The sequence below is a fragment of the Azospirillum sp. SYSU D00513 genome (assembly GCF_017356015.1).
GTDB lineage: Bacteria > Pseudomonadota > Alphaproteobacteria > Azospirillales > Azospirillaceae > Azospirillum.
This window is the reverse complement of sequence record NZ_JAFIQV010000023.1, coordinates 92,304-110,822: the sequence shown is the minus strand read 5'-3', so window position 1 is coordinate 110,822 and position 18,519 is coordinate 92,304. Positions and strand designations below refer to the sequence as shown.

The window sequence follows — 18,519 nt, the reverse complement described above, 5'->3', positions numbered from 1 at the left end:
TTCCGCAGTTGCGCTTCACTTCGCTCGCCGTGATCAGCTTACGATGGGACTTGCACCCACAAGAGAACGCCCATGCTGGGCGCACCAAGCAAAGGGGGCTCCGCGCTGCGGAGCCCCCTTCTTCATTCTGCAAGCATCTCTGCAGCCCGGCCCTACCGCCGGAACAGGAACTCGCGCCCCATCTTGACCCGGCGCTCGCCGTCATACTCGATGATGTCGGCGGTCGCGTAGGTCTCGTTCCATTTCTCCGGCAGGTAGCTGCCGGTGCCGATGATGTCCACCGGTGCGTTGGCCTCCGCCATCAGGCGGCATTTCGCCGGGCCGAAGCCGGAGGAGGCGACGATTTTCACGGCCGGGAAGCCGGCTTCGTCCAGCCTCTCCCGGACGTAATGGATCGCGGCGGCCGAGACGCCCGTGCCGATCAGGTAGCGGAGCTGGGTCTCGTCGCGATAGCCGCGGATGGCGTGCGGCGCGTGGCGCTCCAGCACCGCGTAGGAGCCCGGCGGGTCCAGCCCCTCGACGAAGCGGCCGCCCGGCGTGTCGAGACGCACGGCAACCTTGCCCTGGGCCGCCAACTCGGGGAAGCGCCGGCACACCGCCAGCGAATCCGTGACCTCGCGGCCGAAATAATCGACCAGCACGGTCAGGGGCTGGTCCGGGAAGGTTTCGTGGAACATCTCCGCGGCGCGGACGGTCGATCCCGCGTAGCCGATCATCGCGTGCGGCATGGTGCCCATGCCCTTGGATTGACCGAAATAATGGGAGGTGGCGTCGGTGGCGTTGCCGATGAAGCCCTTGGCGCCAACCTTGCGCTTGGCACGGTCGGAGCCGACCGCGGCGGCATAGGCCATGATCTCGGCCATTTCCGTGCCCGCGCAGTGGCGCGCGTCCATGGCGAGGAAGGCGACCTTGGGCAGGTCGGCGCACATGGTGAAGGCGTTGTAGGCGCCGACGCAGGCGGGGCCGAGCTTCTGGAGCAGCAGCGTTTCCGTGTCCACCAGATGGTAGAAGGAACCGCTGATGTACATCATCGGCTCACCGGCGCCCACCCAGCGGCCTTCCGGATAGTTCAGCTCGATCTCGACCTCGAAGCCCCGTTCCTTCGCGATGCCCTGAAGCCAGTTGATGGCAAGGCGCGGCGCGAACACGACAGGACGGCGCATGAAGATCGCGTAGGTGACCCGCTTGTCGCCGAACTTGCCCACCGTCTCCTTGGTCCGCCGGAAATAGGTGTCGGTCCAATCCGCGATCTCCGGGGCGGAGGGGTAGAGAACCTGCGTGTGCTTCTGGTCCATGACGTTTCCCTTCTCGTGCCTCCACCGTCCCGGCGCGCGTCCGGCGGTGCCGCGGGTCCCTTTTTGCGGTCCGGCGCGTCAGCATGCTTTATACGGGCGGCGCCCCCCGTGGAAGGGCCTTCCGGCATTGTAAACGCGTTCTCGCCGGTGTCGTTTCACGGCACACCCCGCGGCTCTTCACCCCACGGGGTTGTCGTCTGAATAAGGGAAAAATTTTATAAAACTGCATGAAGATTTCCGGCCACCAGGATTGAGGTTGGGCTGGCCTTCACCTGGGCCGGCGAACAGTCTGCATAAGCATAAAATACCTTTATTTGACGGTGATTTTCACAACCTCTACGGTTTCCAAGAACAAGGAGGGCCGCTGCCGCCGGGATACGGCGCCGCGCGATCTCCTTTCAGGGGAACCGAGGGAACGGCATGTCCGCCACCGCCATACACACGCCAGAACGATCGGGCCTTCGGGTCGGCAAGGACGGCCGTTTCTTCCTGCCGCTGCTGCTCATGGCAATGGCGATGCTGGTGCTGGCGGGCGCCGGGGGCGCTCTTGTTCTGAAGGCGAAGCTGCGGCCCAGCGCGCCTCAGGGCATTTCGGCCTCGTCCATGCCGGGGTATGCCCCCCTTCCCGCGATGACCTTCACGCTGAACGCCGGCAGCCGCCTGCGCGAGGTCAGCGTTCGGGTGGTGCTGGAGTTGGCTTCGCCGGACGAGGCGGCCCAGGTGGCGCCTTTCGTGCCCCGCATCGCCGATGCCATGAACGGCCGCATGCTCGACGTCTCCCCGGACTCGCTGAAGGGCTCCGCCGGCTCCTCCTACATCAAGTCGGCCGTGTCGGAGGTCGCCAACCGTGAACTCCGCTCCCTCCGGATCGCGTCGCTGCCGGCCGGCCGCGTGCTGATCCAGGACATGCTTCTGCGCTGACCCCGGCCTGCTAGGCAGCCCCCTCGACAGACGGGATGGAATGCGGAACACTCCGCCCCGATTCGGGGGTGGGCATTCTGGTACCAGAGGAGACGGCAGTGGCCGAGTTCGATTTCGACCTCTTCACCATCGGCGCGGGGTCCGGCGGCGTCGCCGCCAGCCGGCGCGCGGCCTCCTACGGCGCGCGCGTGGCAATCTGCGAGGGCAGCCGCGTCGGCGGCACCTGCGTGATCCGCGGCTGCGTGCCGAAGAAGCTGCTGGTCTACGCGGCCCAGCAGCGCGACGGGTTCGAGGATTCCTGCGGCTACGGCTGGGCGCCGCAGGCGCACACCCATGACTGGGCGACGCTGATCGCGAACAAGGACAAGGAAATCGACCGGCTGAACGGCATCTACATCCGGATGCTGGAGAATTCGGGCGTCACCCTGTTCAACGGCTTCGGCCGGCTGATCGACCGCCACACGGTGGAGGTGGACGGCAAGCGCTACACGGCCAGGACGATCCTGATCGCCACCGGCGGCTGGCCAGCGATGCCCAAGATCCCGGGCATCGAGCACGCCGTGACCTCGAACGAGGCGCTGGATCTGCCGACGCTGCCGCATTCCGTCCTGATCATCGGCGGCGGCTACATCGCGGTCGAGTTCGCCAGCATCTTCCGCGGCCTGGGTGCCGAGGTGACTCTGATGATCCGCGGCGAGGACCTGCTGAACGGCTTCGACGACGATATCCGCGTTGCGCTGGCGCAGGAGCTGCGCAAGCGCGGCATCGAGATCCTCGCCCGCGCCCAGCCGGTGAAGGTCGAACACGGCCCCGGCGGCTACACCGTGACCGACCATCTCGGGCGCGGCCATTCCGCCGGGCTCGTGATGGCCGCCACCGGCCGCCGTCCGAACACGCGCGGCCTGGGGCTGGAAGCGGCCGGCGTCGAGCTGGGCGAGGGCGACGCCATCCGGGTGGACGCCAATTCCCGCACCAACATCGACAACATCTACGCCATCGGCGACGTGACCGACCGGGTGGCGCTGACCCCCGTCGCCATCGCAGAGGGGCGCGCGCTGGCCGAGACGCTGTTCAACGACAACCCGACGACGGTGAGCTACGACAACATTCCGACGGGCGTCTTCTCGCTGCCGCCGCTCGGCACCGTCGGGCTGACGGAGGAACAGGCGCGGGCGCGCTTCGCGAAGGTGGACATCTACAAGGCCGGCTTCCGCCCCATGAAGCACACCCTGTCGGGACGCGACGAGCGCGTGCTCATGAAGCTGGTGGTGGATGGCGAGAGCCAGCGCGTGCTCGGCTGCCACATGATGGGCATGGACGCGCCGGAAATCGTTCAGGGCCTCGCCATCGCGCTGAACTGCGGGGCGACGAAGCAGGACTTCGACCGCACCATGGCGCTGCACCCCTCCACGGCGGAGGAGTTCGTCCTGATGCGCGAGAAGGCTCCCGAGCCGAAGCCGGTGGCCTGACGGCCGCAGCGGCCCGGTGCGCGCCCTCTGCGCGCACCGGGCCGCTTAGGGTCCTGGCCGCCTTACGCCCCTGCCCTGTTCAGGCACTCTCCGCCGCCGCCGCCGGCACCGCTGGCTCGGACCGTTCCCGCCCCTGGAGCCAGAGCAGCAGCGCCAGGGCCGGCAGGCCGGCGGCGGTCGTCAGCAGGAAATAGCTGGACCAGTCCATGCGGGCGGCGAGGAAGCCGCTGGTCGCCCCGAACAGGTCGCCGCCGAGCTTGGTGAAGCTGGTCAGCAGGGCGTATTGCGTGGCCGTGTAGGCGACGTTGCAGAGGCCCGAGAGATAGGCGACGAAGGCGGAGGTCGCGATGCCGCCGCAGACATTCTCGACCGCCACCGCCGTCGCCAGCATCGTCACGTCATGGCCGGCCAGCGCCAGCATCACGTAGCCGAGGTTCGACACCACCTGCGCCAGGCCGCCGAACAGCAGGGCGCGGTTGACACCGAAACGGCCGACCAGAAGGCCGCCGATCAGGCCGCCGACGATGGTCGCCCACAGCCCGAAGATCTTCGACACCGCCGCGACCTCGCTCTTCTCGAAGCCGAGATCGACGTAGAATGGGCTGGTCATCACCCCGGCCATCACCTCCCCCAGCTTGTAAGTGGCGATGAACAGCAGGATCAGCGCCCAGCTGCGCCGGGTCATGAACTGCGCGAAGGGCGCCACCACCGCACCGAAGAGCCAGGTCATCAGCTCCGCCCGCCGTCCGCGCAGGTGCGGGCGCGCGGCCAGCCACTCCGCGACGTGGCGCTCGCGCGCCGCGACGTCGGCGGAGACGGGCACCGCCGGCTCCCGGTTCAGCAGGATGGTCACCATGCCGACCGAGACCAGCGCCGCCATGAGCGTGTAGGCCGTCTGCCAGCCGAAGGCCTCCGCCGCGAAGAGCGCGCCGGCACCGGCCGCCAGCATGCCGAAGCGGTAGCCCAGCACCAGCGCGCCGGCGCCCGCGCCCTGCTGCTCGGCGGACAGGGTCTCCACCCGGAAGGCGTCCACCACGATGTCCTGGCTGGCCGAGCAGAAGGCGACCACGACCGCGAAGAAGGCCGTCCACCAGAGATCGTCGGCCGGGTTGGTGCTGCCCAGCCCCAGCAGGGCCAGCACCAGCCCGGCCTGCGTCGTCAGCGCCCAGCCGCGCCGCCGCCCGAACAGCCGCGTCATCAGCGGCAGCCGCAGCCGGTCGATCAGCGGCGCCCAGACGAACTTGAAGGCGTAGGGAAGCGTCACCAGCGCGAAAAGTCCGACCGCCTGCCGGCTGACGCCGTTCTCGCTCAGCCAATAGGACAGGGTCGATCCGGTGAGCGCCAGCGGCAGCCCTTCCGAAAAGCCCAGAAAGAGCATCGCCAGAACGCGGCGATCGCGGTACACGGCAAGGGCGGAGCCCCAGGACGACAGCTTCACCGGACACCCGCCCATCGAATCGAACATCTGCACCTTTGTATAAGCCCGCCGTCCGTCCCGGGCCAGAGCGCTTTTTCGGACGCGGCGCCGCAAGTTCCTGTGCGCCGGCGAACCCAAAAAGATGGAAAAGTTGCCGGTCGCGCGCTATAGGGTTGATCCATTCGGCTGGTCATCGGCCGAAGGGCAGATTTTTCTTGGATTTCTCTTGGCAAGGAAGAGCAGGCGTCATGGTCGAGCGTTGGGCACCCGACAGCTGGCGGTCTAAGCCGGCGAAGCAGCTGCCGTCCTATCCGGACGCGGCGAAGGTCAAAGCCGTCGAGCAGCGCCTGGCCTCCTTTCCGCCGCTCGTCTTCGCGGGAGAGGCCCGCCGCCTGAAGAGCAAGCTCGCCGATGCCGCCGCCGGCAAGGCCTTCCTCCTGCAGGGCGGCGACTGCGCCGAGAGCTTCGCGGAGTTCCACCCGAACAACATCCGCGACACCTTCCGCGTGCTGCTGCAGATGGCCGTCGTGCTGACCTTCGGCGCCGGCATCCCGGTGATCAAGGTCGGCCGCATGGCCGGCCAATTCGCCAAGCCGCGCTCGGCCGACATGGAGATGATCGACGGGGTGGAGCTGCCCTCCTACCGCGGTGACATCATCAACGGCTTCGACTTCACCGAGGGTGCGCGCGTTCCCGACCCGGAACGCATGATGCAGGCCTACACCCAGGCCGCCTCGACCCTGAACCTGCTGCGCGCCTTCGCCCAGGGCGGCTACGCCGACCTGCACAAGGTCCACCAGTGGACGCTCGACTTCGTCGAGCGCTCGCCGGCCGGCGAGCATTTCCAGGAGCTGGCCGACCGGCTGGACGAGACGCTGGCCTTCATGGAGGCCTGCGGCATCACGGCCGAGACCACCCCGCAGATTCGCGAGACCGACTTCTTCACCAGCCACGAGGCGCTGCTCCTGCCCTTCGAGCAGGCGCTGACCCGCGTCGACAGCACCAGCGGCGACTGGTACGACGTGTCCGCCCACATGCTGTGGGTCGGCGACCGCACCCGCCAGCCGGACGGCGCGCACATCGAGTTCCTGCGCGGCGTGAAGAACCCGATCGGCCTGAAGTGCGGCCCGTCGCTCGACCCGGACGAGCTGATCCGGCTGATCGACCTGCTGAACCCGGCGAACGAGGCCGGTCGCCTGACGCTGATCGTCCGCATGGGCTCGGACAAGGTGCTGGACAAGCTGCCGGCCCTGGTCCGCAAGGTCCAGCGCGAGGGCCGGACGGTCGTCTGGTCCTGCGATCCGATGCACGGCAACACCATCAAGGCGTCGAACGGCTACAAGACCCGCCCGGTGGAACGCGTGCTGAGCGAGTGCAAGGGCTTCTTCGCCGTGCACCAGGCCGAGGGCACCCACGCCGGCGGCATCCATTTCGAGCTGACCGGCCAGGACGTCACGGAATGCACCGGCGGCGCCCAGGCGATCACCGATCACGCCCTGGCGCTGCGCTACCACACCGCCTGCGACCCGCGCCTGAACGCCAGCCAGTCGCTGGAGCTAGCCTTCCTGCTCTCCGACGAGCTGAAGAAGACGCGCGGCCAGCGCGACGTCACCCGCCGCGCCGCCGCGGAGTAAAGCCCGGCGGCCGCACCCGCGGCCCCGGTCCGGCGCTTCTCCTCATCCCCTCTTCCGCCCGGCGTGAAAGGGGATTTTCATGAGTGGAGTGGCCGATGGCGTCAGTGCCAGACGGGTGCGGTGTCCCGGCCGGATTCGGCGCGCCGGTCATGGTGGCCGGTGTAGCGGCGGCAGACATCCTTGTACAAGGCGCGGAGCTTGGCCGCCCGCTCCTCCTGCTCCGCCGTTTCGGCGTCGCGCAGGTTGTCCCAGACCATCTGGCGCATGGCGGCGTGGCCCCAGGGCTGTTCCAGCATGTCGTAGACGGCCTCGACCGCCTCCTCGAACCGCAGGCCCCGATGGGCCGCGACCTCGTCGATTTCCGCGATGAAGCTGTGCGCGGACTGCTCGGCGAACGCGTCGAAAGTCATGATCCTCTCCGGTGGATAAAAACTTAGCTAATTTGTATATGCCTTTTGTCCAGGCGCATAGCCCCGGCATCGAAGGGAACGTATCGGACCATAGGGAGTTACCTGCGCAGCACAGCCCCACCCGCCAGGAGTCCCCTGCCCGATGCGCGAACAATCGCTCGAATTCCTGAAGCGGCTCATCAGCGCCCCATCCCCCAGCGGCTTCGAACAGCACGTGGCGCAGCTCTACCGGGACTACGCCGAAGCTTACGCCGACCGCATCACCACCGACGTGCACGGCAACGTGACGGCGGCGGTGAACACGGGTGCCACCATGAAGATCATGCTGGCCGGACACATGGACGAGATCGGCTTCATCGTCCATCACATCAGCGACGAAGGGCTGCTCTATTTCAGCGCCATCGGCGGGCATGACAGCATCATTCCGGTCGGCCAGATGGTCTGGGTGCATGGCCGCCGCCGTGTCGCGGGCGCCATCGGCCGCAAGGCCATCCATCTGCTCGGCGGGGAAGAGGGCAAGAAGAAGCCGGAACTCCGCGACCTCTGGATCGACATCGGCGCCTCCTCGCGCGCCGAGGCGGAAGAGGCGGTGCAGGTCGGCGACGTCGTCACCTACCAGCACGAGTTCCAACCGCTGCTGGGCGACCGCGCCGCCGCGCGCGCCTTCGACAACAAGCTGGGCCTGTTCATCGTCGCCGAAACCCTGCGCCTGCTGAAGGAGGAGGGCGGCCTGCACGAGGGTGTGGGTGTGTACGCCGTCGGGACCGTCCAGGAGGAGATCGGGTCGCGCGGCGCCCGGACGGCGGCGCAGGCCATCGGCGCGCAGGCCGGGCTGGCGGTCGACGTGGACCACGCCATCGACTATCCCGGCGTCAGCAAGGCCCAATATGGCCAGCTCGACCTCGGGAAAGGGCCCAGCGTCTCGCGCGGCGCCAACACCAACCCGGTGGTGTTCGACCTGGTCCGCAGGGCCGCAAGCGAGGAGGGCATTCCCTTCCAGCTCCGCGTCGCGCCGGGGGCCACCCCGACCGACGCCAACGCGATGCAGATCAACGGGCCGGGGATGGCGACGGGGCTTCTCGGGATTCCCCTGCGCTACATGCACACGCCCTGCGAGTTGGTGAGCCTGACGGATGTGGAAAACTGCGCGCGGCTGATGGCCGCCTTCTGCCGGCGGATCACGCCGGACACGGACTTCACCCCGCGCCTCGGCTAACGCACCACCATGCGGTCGAGCAGCACGTTGCGCACCCGGACGCCGCGCAGCTCCCGGCCGACCGCGGCGGCGACGCTGTCCTTCATCAGCCTGGCGCCCCCGGCACCGGAGAGCTGCGCCGGATCGACGTCGCGGAGGTGGTCGGCCAAGCGGTCCGCGATGCGCGGGGCATAAGGATCGACGTCGGCCCCGCCGACGCCGGGATCGACCTCCAGCAGGACCTGGATGTCGACATTGCGGCCGGCCCCGCCGCCCAGCGTGAAGGACATTTCCGGAAGCCGCGCGTAGGTCTTCTTCGGCCCCATGCGCGCTTCGACGTCGGGCTGCGCCCCGGACATCACCCAGGCGCCGAGGCTGCCCAGCACCGTCAGCCCGAGCAGCCCCGCCACGACGAAGACCGGGAGAAGCGACGCGGGCTCGCCGTCCTCGTTCCGCGGAAAGAACTTCACGTCGCGCCTTTCCGGTCCGGACGGACCCTGGGAAGTTCCCACGAAACTTAGGCCCGACGGCAGATGCCGTCAAACCACGGCGCAGGCGTCGCCTGCCATCCGCTCAGCCCGCCGCGACCGGCAGGTTGTCGATGAGCCGCGCCTTGCCGAGCCAGGCGGCGGCCAACAGCCGCGCCGGACGCTCCACCCGCGCGACCGGCTCCAGGCTTTCCGCGTCGCGCAGCTCCACATAGTCGATGTTGCCGAAGCCCGCGGCGGCGATGCGCGCCTGGGCGCGCTCGATCACCTCGGCGGCTTCGGCGCCCGCCGTCAGGGCGGCGGCGGCCTCGGCCAGCGCCCGGTTCAATTCGGGCGCGCGGGCGCGCTCATCGGCCGTGAGGTAGGCGTTGCGCGAGGACAGGGCGAGTCCGTCCGGCTCCCGCACCGTCGGCACACCGACGACCTGCACCGGAATGTCGAGGTCGCGGGTGAAGCGCCGGATCACCATGAGCTGCTGGTAGTCCTTCTCCCCGAACAGGGCGACATCCGGAAGCGCCTGCAGGAAGAGCTTGGTCACGACCACGGCGACGCCGCCGAACATGTGCGGGCGGAAGGCGCCGCACAGCCCCTCCGACGGGCCGCCGACGGCGATGGAGGTCGCGAACCCCTCCGGGTACATTTCCCCGACGGACGGGGCGTAGAGCAGGTCGCAGCCGGCCGAAGCGAGCTTCGCCGCATCGCCGGCCTCGTCGCGCGGGTAGCGGTCGAAATCCTCGTGCGGAGCGAACTGGGTCGGGTTCACGAAAAGGCTGGCGACCACGCGGCCGGCCCGCTCCTTCGCCTGCCGGACCAGCGTCAGGTGCCCCTCGTGCAGGGCGCCCATGGTCGGCACCAGGGCAACCGTCTGCCCCTCCCGGCGCCAAGCGGCAACCCGAGCGCGCAGGTCCGCCACCGTGCGCGCGACGGGCAGCTGCGCGTTCCCTTCGGTTCTTGCGGCGGGGGCCAGGGTCGGCACGGCGGCATCTCCACGACAGGGGGCTGGGGCGTCGAATTTCGCGTGGGAATACTCCGGAACGATTGTTCCTGTCCAGCGGGGCTTTCTTTTCGACCGATCATTTCCGGCAGGTGGAGACGCCTACGGAAGAACGATCAGCCGGCGCGCGGACCGAGCAGGATGATGCCGGCCCCGGTCAGGCAGACGGCGGCGCCGATCAGGTCCCAACGGTCCGGCGGGTTTCCCTCCACCGCCCAGGCCCAGGCCAGCGACGCCGCGATGTAGACCCCGCCATAGGCCGCGTAGGCGCGCCCGGCGAAATCGGTGTCGATGCGCGTGAGCGCCCAGGCGAAGGCGAGTAGGCACAGGATTCCCGGCACGATCCAGAGCGGCGACCGGTCGAGCCGCAGCCAGGCCCAGAAGGAAAAACATCCGGCGATCTCCGCCAGGGCCGCGCCCGCATACACCACCAACGCCATGCCCATGCCATGCCCCCCGGTCCGCGGCTATAGTCGGCGGGCGGGCGCGGGCGTGTCAATCGCGGCCGGGCGGCCTATAGTCGCGCGCCCGCCGCATGTTCCGGACCCGCCGATGCTCGCAATTCTGCTGGAAGAAGACAGCCCCGAGGCCGAGACCGCCCTGCGCCGCTGGGGTGCGGCGGTCGAGGGAGCGCAGCGCCGCAGCCGTGTGGGACGTGCCCTGCTGCGCGGCATGCTGGGCACGGCCACGGGCTTGGCGGCCGAGGAGTGGCGCATCGTGACGGAGGCGTCCGGCCGTCCAGTCGCGGTCACGGGAAAGGACACGCCCGGCCCCTCCGTCTCGCTGTCCCATTCGGGAGGATGGGTCGCGGCGGCGGTCTGCGCCGTGGGGACGGTCGGCATCGACGTGGAGGCGCACCGGCCCTCCCGCAACTTCGCGGGAATCGCGCGTTTCGCCTTCGGGCCGGAAGAATGCGCGCGCGCCGCTGCCGGCCCGGACGAATTCTATCGCATCTGGACGCTGCGGGAGGCGGTGGCCAAAGCCACGTCCGTCGGCATCACGCAGGTCGCCGACCGCAAGGACCGGGTCGCCGAGGGCCCCGGCGAGGGCGCCTGGACTGCGGACATCGAGGGGCGGCGGTGGTTCCTTTTCCACAAGGCTCCCCACCCTGCCCTCAACCTCGCCCTAGCGGTACGGGACTGGGCCAGCCCGGCCGCGGAACCGGACTGGTGGAGCGTCGGGTAGAAGTGAGCCGCCGGAGTGCGCCGGAGCCTACAGGAGCGTTTGCGGGTCGAGCCCGCGCCTCCGCACCTCGAGCCGGATCATCAGCAACCCGCCCGTCAGCTTCCGGAGTTCATCGCCATAGACATGCTCCAGCAACTGCCGGCGCGAGATCCGGTGCAGGAACACCAGGGCGTCCGTGTCCATCTCGGTCAGCCGCTTGCCGACGGCGGCGAGCACGGGACGCTCCCCGCGCGTGGTCGCGAGCGCCGAGAACGGGTGTGACTGCTCTGCAACGGGGGCGTTGGAAATGTGCATTTTGGGACGGCGCTCATCATTGCCTCGTGAACAGCAATACGCACGCGTACCGGGAGAAGATTGAAAAACATTCGGGCTATGCGGCCAGGACGGTGGCCGCTATGCCCCTCGGCCAGGCGTCCTGTTCCGCGTTCCCGTCAGCAAAGGCTCTTGCAGGACAGCGTGTCCTGGCGCAGACGTCGTTCGCTTTCCAAGTATCCCTGGAACCCCGGAGAGCAGATCAGCCGGGCGATTTCATCCTTGTCGAGGATCGGAATGAAAGGATTGTCGGCCAGTTCCTTCCAGGCATCACGAGCCAAGGCCCACAATTCCTTCGGGATGGACGTAATGTATTGATCGAGGGCGCAGACTTCCTCTTTGAGCATCGCAGCACCATTCCGTCGGGGACCGTCGCTCTTCATGGCGACGACGCCATGATTGCTCCACACGCGCTTTTCGTAAATCGGAACTTGGTTAACGCCGAAGCAAAGCCGGAATTCGTTGTGGATCTGCCACATTAACCATTTTGGCTAATCTCCAGGTCTTATGATTTATCGTCTATCCGGGAAGGCGAATCACAGAAACATCACAGGCGCCGCCCTTTCTCTGTCGCCAGACTTCTCCTGGACTTCAGAAGGAGGGATGGAGCCATGCTCTTCCAAGGCCTTTTCGAACCTCTGGTCATGGCGCTCCTGCTCATGGCCATTCCGGCGGTGCTTTACGCCTTCCGCCGCCTCGACCGGGCGGCCGAGCAGGAATATCAGGCCATCCGGCTGGAGATGGCCGCGCTCAAGGCCGGCATCGCGCGCATGCCGCGCCGGTAGGGTGATCCGGAGAAAGGGATGACCGCCCGTCAGGAGCGATAGACGTCCAGCCCGACGGTGCGGTGCGGATTGCGGTCCGCCTGCCTGGCGATGTCGGCGGGATCGTGGGCGACGCGCAGCGCCGCCAGAGCGTCGGCGATCTGCGCAGCCTCCATGCCCTCGCCCCACAGACGCGCGATGGTCGCCCGCGCGTCCACCGCCACGCCGGAGCACTCATCCCGCACATGCGCGTAGGGCAGCCCGGCCAGCTTCGCGATCTCGTTGAAGGAATGCCCGCTGCGCCGCAAGGCGGCCGCCCGCCGTGCAGGGTCGGCTTCTTCTTGCGGAGCGGTGTCCGAAGCTGCATCGGCCAGAAGGGCGCGCAAGGCGGCTTCGGCCCACTCCTCGGCGGAGCGGCCCTCGGCGGCGGCCCGCGCCTGGAGCCGCTCCAGCAGCTCGCGGCTCAGCCTGATGGTCGATGCGGAGAAACCCGGTTCCGGACGTTCGTTCGGCGGCATCACGGGTCCGGTGCCCAGGAGACGGGAAGGTTCGGAAAGAAAGTGGAATGGTCCATCCCTGCGTCCCCGGCATTCGGGGGAAAGGGATGGTGGGCGCAGTAGGGATTGAACCTACGACCCCACCCGTGTGAAGGGTGTGCTCTCCCGCTGAGCTATGCGCCCATTCCAGGCAAAACCGCTTTGGTCTCAAGCGATTGCGGCGGGACCCTAGCACCGGCGCGGCAGGAAAGGCAAGCCTCGCCGTGCAGGATTTTTTCGCAGGGGCCGCGCCCGGGGCCGGGAAGGCGCATGGCCCCTCCCGCCGCCCGGCGCGGGCCGCCCCTCAGGCCGAAATTCAGTCCACCACGGAGCCGATGGCGGCACCGCCAAGGCCGCCGATCACGGCGCCCCGCTTGCCGTCCACCGCGTAGCCGCCGGCAGCGCCGCCCAGCCCGCCGACCGTGGCGCCCTTGCTGCACGCGCCGACCGAAACCGCCACGGCCACGGCGACCAGAACCAGACGCAGACCCTTCATCGCTCGTCCCTCCAATGATCGTCTCGGTCTGGATAACGGGTGAAGGGGCGGCCTGCTCCCTCGGGCGCCGCTTTTTCCTTTCCGCTCCTCAGGCGAGCGGGATCGGCAAGAGGGTCACTGTACCAACGCGCCCACTGCCGGGGGCTCCGCCGGAAGCAGAATCGGCAGGGTCCGGTGCCATCGGATTTCGGGGAGGAAACCATGTCGAACAGGACGGACGGGCACGAAAAAGACCGGGAGAAGAGCGGCCATGGCCGCGGGCATGACGGCCACCACGGCAAGGATCACGGGAAAGGCCACGGTGCCGACGATGATTTCGAAGGGCTGTATGTGGTCAGTGCGACCGGCGTTGCCGAACGCGGCATGTTCCTAGGCCAGGACATCTCCGGCGAGGAGTTCACCCTGTCCTACGCCATCAACTTCAACGACCCCGTCGTGGAGACTGACGGGACCAGCTTCACCAGCTACATCGACCAGGAGCCGCGATACAACAGCGTCATCATCTCCGCCGAGGTCGGCGGGATCCGGCAGGAGGACGTGATCGAGAACACGGCCGGGCCGCAGGAAACCGACCGGACCACGCTCGGCATTTCGGACGATCGCCCGGACACCGGCGCGGACGGCCTGTCCGCCTTCCTGCGCGGGGAAAGCGGGACCTTTTCCTTCTTCCACGATTCCTTCCTGTTCCTGGTCAATCCCGACGGGGATTTCACCGACAGCATCTCCCTGGAGCAGGAACTGACCTACAGCGTTCAGGATGAGGACACGGCGAACGTCGCCTACAGCCTGTTCGACAACATCGTTTCCGAGACCACCCATTTCTTCACAGGGCGCGCGACGGAGATATCGCTCAACGCCGGCGACCCCTTGGAGCTGTTCGAGCGGGAAAACCTCGCGCTGCTCGGCTTCCCCGTCGAGTCCGGCTGTTCCGTTGGCTGGTAGCGGGTCAGGCGGTCAGCGCGATCCGGCCCACGGCCTCGATGTAGGCGACCTCCGCCGGGGACAGGCGCGCCGTCACGTAACCCGTGTCGGCGCGGTACTTGCCGACCCAGGCGCCGCAGGCCGTGCGCCACGCCACGACCAGCGCGCGCCGTTCATGGAGGCTGCCCAGCCTTTCGAAGCGGACGGGCCGGTTATCGCGGTCGAAGCCGACGCGGTACAGCCTGGGCCGGCTGTTCTTCGGGCAGACCCAGGACCGGCTTTTCACGAAGGGAAGCCGGGCGTCTCCCGGCCCGTCGGCAAGCGTTGCTGATTCGCTCATGGCGCCCCTCCCAGGGAGCCGGGCAGCGTGCGAGGGGTGGCAAGAGGCCGCGATCCGCTCCAGCGCCCGTGAGTCCTCAACAGGGCGCGCGTCCGCTCGTCCCCCTCCGGCAACGCGCCGTCCGTCCGGTCCCTGGCGCGCCCAATTTTGTCACGGCGTGGCTGAAACGCGATGGCCTCCGCCTTGTTTCCGAAGACGCGGTGCGTGGCACCGGCATCGACCAGTGGCTGGGAGGCTCGATTGAGGCACGGATTTTTAGCGGCGGGCTGCCTGGCCGCGCTCCTTCTCGCGGGCTGCGCCACGGGAGAGAACCAGGTCGCGGAGGGCGGTGCCGCGTCCGAGGAGGCCGGCGTGTCCGCCAGCGCGCAGACCATCTCGGCGGACGGGGACGTGTCCGCGGAGGAGTCCGTGCCCTTCGCCTCCTACCCGCGCAACCGGGCGCCCTCATCCGGAATTTGACGGGTCTAAGGCAGAGCCGAGACACGACAAAAAAACCGGTGCGCGCCGCGCCCGGTCCATTTCAGCAGACAGTGTTTTTGAGGTGTTTTGGGACGGATCATCCCCCGGATCTCCGATGTTCGGAGGAAGGGGATGGTGGGCGCAGTAGGGATTGAACCTACGACCCCACCCGTGTGAAGGGTGTGCTCTCCCGCTGAGCTATGCGCCCATCCCAGAGGGACCGTGCCGGGTTCGTTCGAACCGGGACCAGTCCCGAAGCCTTTGCCGGAGTGCCTTCCCGCCGGTGTTCGGCGGAGCGCTCGGCTGCGGTGAGCGGCTTTCTAAAGATGCGGTTCCGGGATGTCAAGCGCGGCTTTTCGCTCCATAATCCATTTCTGCGAAACAGGCCTTTTCTCCGAAACAGGCCTTCTCTCCGAAACAGGGATGGATGCGGGACATGCGGCAGGCGACCGGGGGTGCGGCGGGACGGCGGCGATCGGGCTCCCTTCTGCCGGCGGTGCTCCTCGCCTCGCTCCTGGTGCCGGACATGGCGGGCGCGCAGGGCATGCGCGCCGCCTATCAGGCGCATGTCGGCGGGATGAGTCCCCTGAAGGGCCAGGCCGAACTGGTGATGGAAGCCGGCCGCTACAGCCTGCGGATCGACGCGGAGACCGACGGCTTCGTCGGGCGCCTGCTGAGCTGGCAATCGCGGGTGACCAGCCTGGGCACCCTCGCACGGGGCGTGCCGCGCCCGGAGCTGTACGAGCTGTCGAGCCTGTGGCGGGGAGAGCCGCGCGACGTCACCCTGCGCTACGACGCGCGCGGCGGCGTGCAGGTCACGGCGGTCCCGCCGCCGGAGGAGGACGAGCGCGAGCCGGTGCCCGACGAGCTTCAGCGCGGCACGCTGGACCCGGTGACCGCGATGCTGGCCGTGATGCTGGGGGCGGGCGAGGGGCGCGGCTGCGCCGGCACAATGCCCGTCTATGACGGCCGCCGCCGCTACGACATGGTCTTCGCCGATCTCGGCATGGACCGCATCGCGCCGTCCGGCTATTCGGCCTTCTCCGGGGCGGCGCGGCGCTGCCAGGTGACCTACAAGCCGATCGCCGGCTATTCGCGCAAGCCGCCGCCGAGCCTGATGGGACAGCGCCTGTTCGCCCGGAGCGAGGGCGACGGCGAGCCCCGCCCGCCGGTGGAGGTCTGGTTCGCCCCGGTCACCGAGGGCGGTCCCCCGGTGCCGGTGCGGATCGAGACGGAAAGCGGGCTGGGCGGGGTGGTGGTCCACCTGACCGGGGCGTCGCCCCTGCCCCGGCCCGTCTCCGCGTCCGGCACTCGTCCGGCGGCGAAGCCTTAACCGGCCAGCCGCCGCAACGCGTCCGGCAGGTCGGCGAAGCGGTCGACGATGAGGTCGGCGCCGAGCTGGTCGAGCGGCATGCGGGGATAGCCGTAGCTCATGGCGATCACCGGGATGCCGGCGGAGCGGGCGGCCTTCACGTCGTGGGCGTTGTCGCCGATCATCGCCGCCCGGTGGCCGGCGGCGAGATCGACGCCGAGCTGTTCCAGCACCCAGCCGGGGTGGCGCCCGTCGGGCTTGCGCACGGGCAGCGTGTCGCCGCCGGCCACGGCGCTGAACAGGTGATCCAGCCCGAGCAGGCCGAGCAGCTTGCGCGTGATCTTCTCCGGCTTGTTGGTGCAGAGCCCGAGCTTCACCCCCTGGCCGTGGAACCAGCCCAGCGTCTCCGCCACGTCCGGGAAGGGGGTGGAGGGCTGCGACGCCTCCTCGAAATAGACGTCCATGTAGTTGGCGAGGACGGGCTTCGCCGCCTCCGCGTCCAGCTCGCCGCCGGTCGCGGCGAAGGCCTGGCGCAGCAGCATGGCCGAGCCGTCGCCGATCATGGTGCGCACCTGCGCCACCGTCACCTCCGGCCGGCCATACTGCGCCAGCGTGCGGTTCAGCGCGCGGGTGATGTCCGGCGCGCTGTCGATCAGCGTGCCGTCGAAGTCGAAGACCAGCGCGGAATAAGGAAAGCGCATCGAAATCCTCCCAAGCGTTTCGTTTTGGATTCTTGCTTGCCGAATCGATAGCAGGGATGCTCCGCGCCGTCACGCGCGCGCCCGGTCATGGGACATCAGGTCGCATGGCGCAGTGATCGCCAAAGTGATGGCCGAGGTCACGGAAATACGACCGGCGGACCAGTCCTTTCACGGTGCATATAACGTCCTGTCCGTAAAGTTGATTTGGGTTTGGTGCCCCGGCTGTGGCAATCAGAGGATCGAGACGCCGCGCGCAGCGCTTCCCGCGCGCCGGCACCAGGGGATTCCAGTCAGGGGATTCGAGAAAGGCATGACCAACCGTCCGCTCGCCTGCGTGATCCTTGCCGCCGGCAAGGGCACGCGCATGAAGTCCGACATGCCGAAGGTCCTGCACCGCGTCGCCGGACGGCCGATGGTGGGCCATGTGCTCGCCGCCGTACAGGCGCTCGAGCCCGACCGCGTCGTCGTCGTGGTCGGCCCCGGCATGGAGCAGGTCGCCTCGGCGGTCGCCCCCTTCCCCACCGCCGTCCAGACCGAGCAGCTGGGCACCGCGGACGCGGTGCGCGCCTCCTTCGGGCTGCTGGAGGGGTTCACGGGCGACGTGATCGTGCTGTACGGCGACACGCCGCTGGTCTCGCCCGACACCCTGCGTGCCATGGTCGCGGCGCGGCGCGGCGCGGAGGACCCGGCGGTGGTCGTGCTGGGCATGCGCCCCGACGAGCCCGGCGCCTATGGCCGGCTGATCCTCGACGGGCGGGGCGGGCTGGAGAAGATCGTCGAGTATCTCGACGCGTCCGCCGAAGAGCGCGCCGTCACCTTGTGCAACGCCGGGCTGATGGCCTTCGACGGGGCGCGGATGTTCGACCTGATCGGCCGCATCGGCAGCGACAACGCCAAGGGCGAATTCTACCTGACCGACGCGGTGCAGATCGCCCGCGCCTCCGGCATGGCCTGCGCCGTGGTGGAGGCCGACCCGTCGGAGGTCGTCGGCGTCAATTCCCGCGCCGAGCTGGCCGAGGTGGAAAAGCTGCTGCAGCGGCGCCTGCGCCGGGCGGCGATGGACGGCGGCGCCACGCTGATCGACCCGGACAGCGTCTTCTTCAGCGCCGACACGCGGCTCGGCCGCGACGTGGTGGTGGGTCCGGGCGTGGTGTTCGGCGCCGGGGTGACCGTCGGCGACCGGGTGGAGATCAAGCCCTTCTGCCATCTGGAGCAGGTGACCATCGACGCTGGCGCGCAGATCGGCCCCTACGCCCGGCTGCGGCCCGGCGCGCGGATCGGCGCCGACGTCCACATCGGCAATTTCGTCGAGGTGAAGAACGCCGTCGTCGAGCCCGGCGCCAAGATCAACCACCTGACCTATGTCGGCGACGCGCGGGTGGGGGCCAAGGCGAACATCGGCGCCGGCACCATCACCTGCAACTACGACGGCTTCAGCAAGAGCCACACGGACATCGGCGCCGGAGCCTTCATCGGATCCAACACGGCGCTGGTGGCGCCGGTGTCGGTCGGGGACGGCGCCATCGTCGGCGCGGGCAGCGTGGTGACGGCCAACGTCGAGGCCAACGCGCTGGTCGTCTCGCGGGCGCGTCAGCAGTCTTACCCCGGCTGGGCCACGCGGTTCCGCGAAGGAAAACAAAAAGAGAAAGCAAAAAAGGCGTAGGATCGTC

Annotated in this window: 22 protein-coding genes and 2 tRNA genes; 10 read left to right on the top strand and 14 right to left on the bottom strand. The window is 68.6% G+C overall.

Translation table 11 applies throughout. The annotated features are described in order from the left end of the window. Positions 1-152: 152 nt before the first annotated feature. Positions 153-1,295, bottom strand: coding sequence for a nicotinate phosphoribosyltransferase (locus JUB11_RS17935; protein ID WP_207459940.1), 1,143 nt, complete (start codon positions 1,293-1,295; stop codon positions 153-155). A gap of 420 nt (positions 1,296-1,715) precedes the next feature. Between JUB11_RS17935 and JUB11_RS17930 the strand changes: the two genes are divergently transcribed. Together JUB11_RS17930 and gor are read left to right on the top strand one after the other, a co-directional pair. After that, positions 1,716-2,216, top strand: coding sequence for a flagellar basal body-associated FliL family protein (locus tag JUB11_RS17930; RefSeq protein ID WP_207459939.1), 501 nt, complete (start codon positions 1,716-1,718; stop codon positions 2,214-2,216). A 98-nt stretch (positions 2,217-2,314) separates the two neighbouring features. Next, positions 2,315-3,685 (top strand): glutathione-disulfide reductase, encoded by a 1,371-nt coding sequence (gene gor / locus JUB11_RS17925; RefSeq protein ID WP_207459938.1) that lies wholly within the window; start codon positions 2,315-2,317, stop codon positions 3,683-3,685. Positions 3,686-3,764: 79 nt separating this feature from the next. Here the strand turns inward: gor and JUB11_RS17920 are convergent, their stop codons facing one another. Further along, positions 3,765-5,150 (bottom strand): MFS transporter, encoded by a 1,386-nt coding sequence (locus tag JUB11_RS17920; RefSeq protein ID WP_247887145.1) that lies wholly within the window; start codon positions 5,148-5,150, stop codon positions 3,765-3,767. Positions 5,151-5,350: 200 nt separating this feature from the next. On the opposite strand from JUB11_RS17920, the gene JUB11_RS17915 reads away from it, so the two are divergent. Further along, on the top strand, positions 5,351-6,736 hold the full coding sequence (locus tag JUB11_RS17915; RefSeq protein ID WP_207459937.1) for a 3-deoxy-7-phosphoheptulonate synthase class II: 1,386 nt from the start codon (positions 5,351-5,353) through the stop codon (positions 6,734-6,736). 101 nt (positions 6,737-6,837) lie between these two features. Here JUB11_RS17915 and JUB11_RS17910 read toward each other — a convergent pair whose 3' ends face one another. Continuing rightward, positions 6,838-7,146, bottom strand: coding sequence for a hypothetical protein (locus JUB11_RS17910; RefSeq protein WP_207459936.1), 309 nt, complete (start codon positions 7,144-7,146; stop codon positions 6,838-6,840). A gap of 142 nt (positions 7,147-7,288) precedes the next feature. On the opposite strand from JUB11_RS17910, the gene JUB11_RS17905 reads away from it, so the two are divergent. Continuing rightward, positions 7,289-8,362, top strand: coding sequence for a M20/M25/M40 family metallo-hydrolase (locus tag JUB11_RS17905; protein WP_207459935.1), 1,074 nt, complete (start codon positions 7,289-7,291; stop codon positions 8,360-8,362). Here the strand turns inward: JUB11_RS17905 and JUB11_RS17900 are convergent. The 3 genes from JUB11_RS17900 to JUB11_RS17890 all read right to left on the bottom strand — a co-directional run bounded on the left by JUB11_RS17900 (position 8,359) and on the right by JUB11_RS17890 (position 10,263). Next, the gene (locus JUB11_RS17900) at positions 8,359-8,811 is read right to left on the bottom strand and encodes a flagellar basal body-associated FliL family protein (RefSeq protein ID WP_348771459.1); all 453 of its coding nucleotides are present in this window, start codon (positions 8,809-8,811) and stop codon (positions 8,359-8,361) included. The genes JUB11_RS17905 and JUB11_RS17900 overlap by 4 nt on opposite strands. A 103-nt stretch (positions 8,812-8,914) precedes the next feature. Further along, entirely contained in the window at positions 8,915-9,805 is an 891-nt protein-coding gene (gene panC, locus JUB11_RS17895) for a pantoate--beta-alanine ligase (RefSeq protein ID WP_348771458.1), read from the bottom strand. A gap of 134 nt (positions 9,806-9,939) precedes the next feature. After that, on the bottom strand, positions 9,940-10,263 hold the full coding sequence (locus tag JUB11_RS17890; RefSeq protein WP_207459948.1) for a YnfA family protein: 324 nt from the start codon (positions 10,261-10,263) through the stop codon (positions 9,940-9,942). Positions 10,264-10,375: 112 nt separating this feature from the next. Between JUB11_RS17890 and JUB11_RS17885 the strand changes: the two genes are divergently transcribed. After that, positions 10,376-11,008: a 4'-phosphopantetheinyl transferase superfamily protein gene (locus JUB11_RS17885; RefSeq protein WP_207459933.1), complete on the top strand. Its 633-nt coding sequence runs from the start codon at positions 10,376-10,378 to the stop codon at positions 11,006-11,008. A 27-nt stretch (positions 11,009-11,035) separates the two neighbouring features. On the opposite strand, the gene JUB11_RS17880 is transcribed toward JUB11_RS17885, so the two are convergent. Both JUB11_RS17880 and JUB11_RS17875 read right to left on the bottom strand, forming a co-directional pair. Further along, positions 11,036-11,302, bottom strand: coding sequence for a hypothetical protein (locus tag JUB11_RS17880; protein ID WP_207459932.1), 267 nt, complete (start codon positions 11,300-11,302; stop codon positions 11,036-11,038). Positions 11,303-11,439: 137 nt separating this feature from the next. After that, complete coding sequence (locus JUB11_RS17875; RefSeq protein WP_207459931.1) at positions 11,440-11,799, bottom strand: hypothetical protein; 360 nt, start codon at positions 11,797-11,799, stop codon at positions 11,440-11,442. A gap of 132 nt (positions 11,800-11,931) precedes the next feature. On the opposite strand from JUB11_RS17875, the gene JUB11_RS17870 reads away from it, so the two are divergent. Continuing rightward, a complete protein-coding gene (locus JUB11_RS17870; RefSeq protein ID WP_207459930.1) occupies positions 11,932-12,105 on the top strand; it encodes a hypothetical protein in 174 nt (57 codons plus the stop codon). A gap of 29 nt (positions 12,106-12,134) precedes the next feature. On the opposite strand, the gene JUB11_RS17865 is transcribed toward JUB11_RS17870, so the two are convergent. From JUB11_RS17865 to JUB11_RS17855, 3 genes are all read right to left on the bottom strand, one after another. Beyond that, a complete protein-coding gene (locus JUB11_RS17865) occupies positions 12,135-12,602 on the bottom strand; it encodes a ribbon-helix-helix protein, CopG family (protein ID WP_207459929.1) in 468 nt (155 codons plus the stop codon). Positions 12,603-12,689: 87 nt separating this feature from the next. Then, positions 12,690-12,764 (bottom strand) — tRNA-Val (locus JUB11_RS17860). A gap of 172 nt (positions 12,765-12,936) precedes the next feature. Beyond that, entirely contained in the window at positions 12,937-13,116 is a 180-nt protein-coding gene (locus tag JUB11_RS17855) for a hypothetical protein (protein WP_207459928.1), read from the bottom strand. 201 nt (positions 13,117-13,317) lie between these two features. On the opposite strand from JUB11_RS17855, the gene JUB11_RS17850 reads away from it, so the two are divergent. Further along, complete coding sequence (locus JUB11_RS17850) at positions 13,318-14,058, top strand: hypothetical protein (protein WP_207459927.1); 741 nt, start codon at positions 13,318-13,320, stop codon at positions 14,056-14,058. Positions 14,059-14,062: 4 nt separating this feature from the next. Here JUB11_RS17850 and JUB11_RS17845 read toward each other — a convergent pair whose 3' ends face one another. Beyond that, on the bottom strand, positions 14,063-14,377 hold the full coding sequence (locus tag JUB11_RS17845) for a hypothetical protein (RefSeq protein ID WP_207459926.1): 315 nt from the start codon (positions 14,375-14,377) through the stop codon (positions 14,063-14,065). A gap of 240 nt (positions 14,378-14,617) precedes the next feature. Between JUB11_RS17845 and JUB11_RS17840 the strand changes: the two genes are divergently transcribed. After that, on the top strand, positions 14,618-14,836 hold the full coding sequence (locus JUB11_RS17840; protein ID WP_207459925.1) for a hypothetical protein: 219 nt from the start codon (positions 14,618-14,620) through the stop codon (positions 14,834-14,836). 133 nt (positions 14,837-14,969) lie between these two features. Here JUB11_RS17840 and JUB11_RS17835 read toward each other — a convergent pair. After that, positions 14,970-15,044: transfer RNA gene (locus JUB11_RS17835), tRNA-Val, on the bottom strand. 228 nt (positions 15,045-15,272) lie between these two features. On the opposite strand from JUB11_RS17835, the gene JUB11_RS17830 reads away from it, so the two are divergent. Then, a complete protein-coding gene (locus tag JUB11_RS17830; RefSeq protein WP_207459924.1) occupies positions 15,273-16,169 on the top strand; it encodes a DUF3108 domain-containing protein in 897 nt (298 codons plus the stop codon). Here the strand turns inward: JUB11_RS17830 and gph are convergent. After that, entirely contained in the window at positions 16,166-16,849 is a 684-nt protein-coding gene (gph, locus tag JUB11_RS17825; protein ID WP_207459923.1) for a phosphoglycolate phosphatase, read from the bottom strand. The genes JUB11_RS17830 and gph overlap by 4 nt on opposite strands. Before the next feature lie 310 nt (positions 16,850-17,159). Between gph and glmU the strand changes: the two genes are divergently transcribed. Next, the gene (glmU, locus tag JUB11_RS17820) at positions 17,160-18,512 is read left to right on the top strand and encodes a bifunctional UDP-N-acetylglucosamine diphosphorylase/glucosamine-1-phosphate N-acetyltransferase GlmU (RefSeq protein ID WP_207459922.1); all 1,353 of its coding nucleotides are present in this window, start codon (positions 17,160-17,162) and stop codon (positions 18,510-18,512) included. Positions 18,513-18,519: the final 7 nt, after the last annotated feature.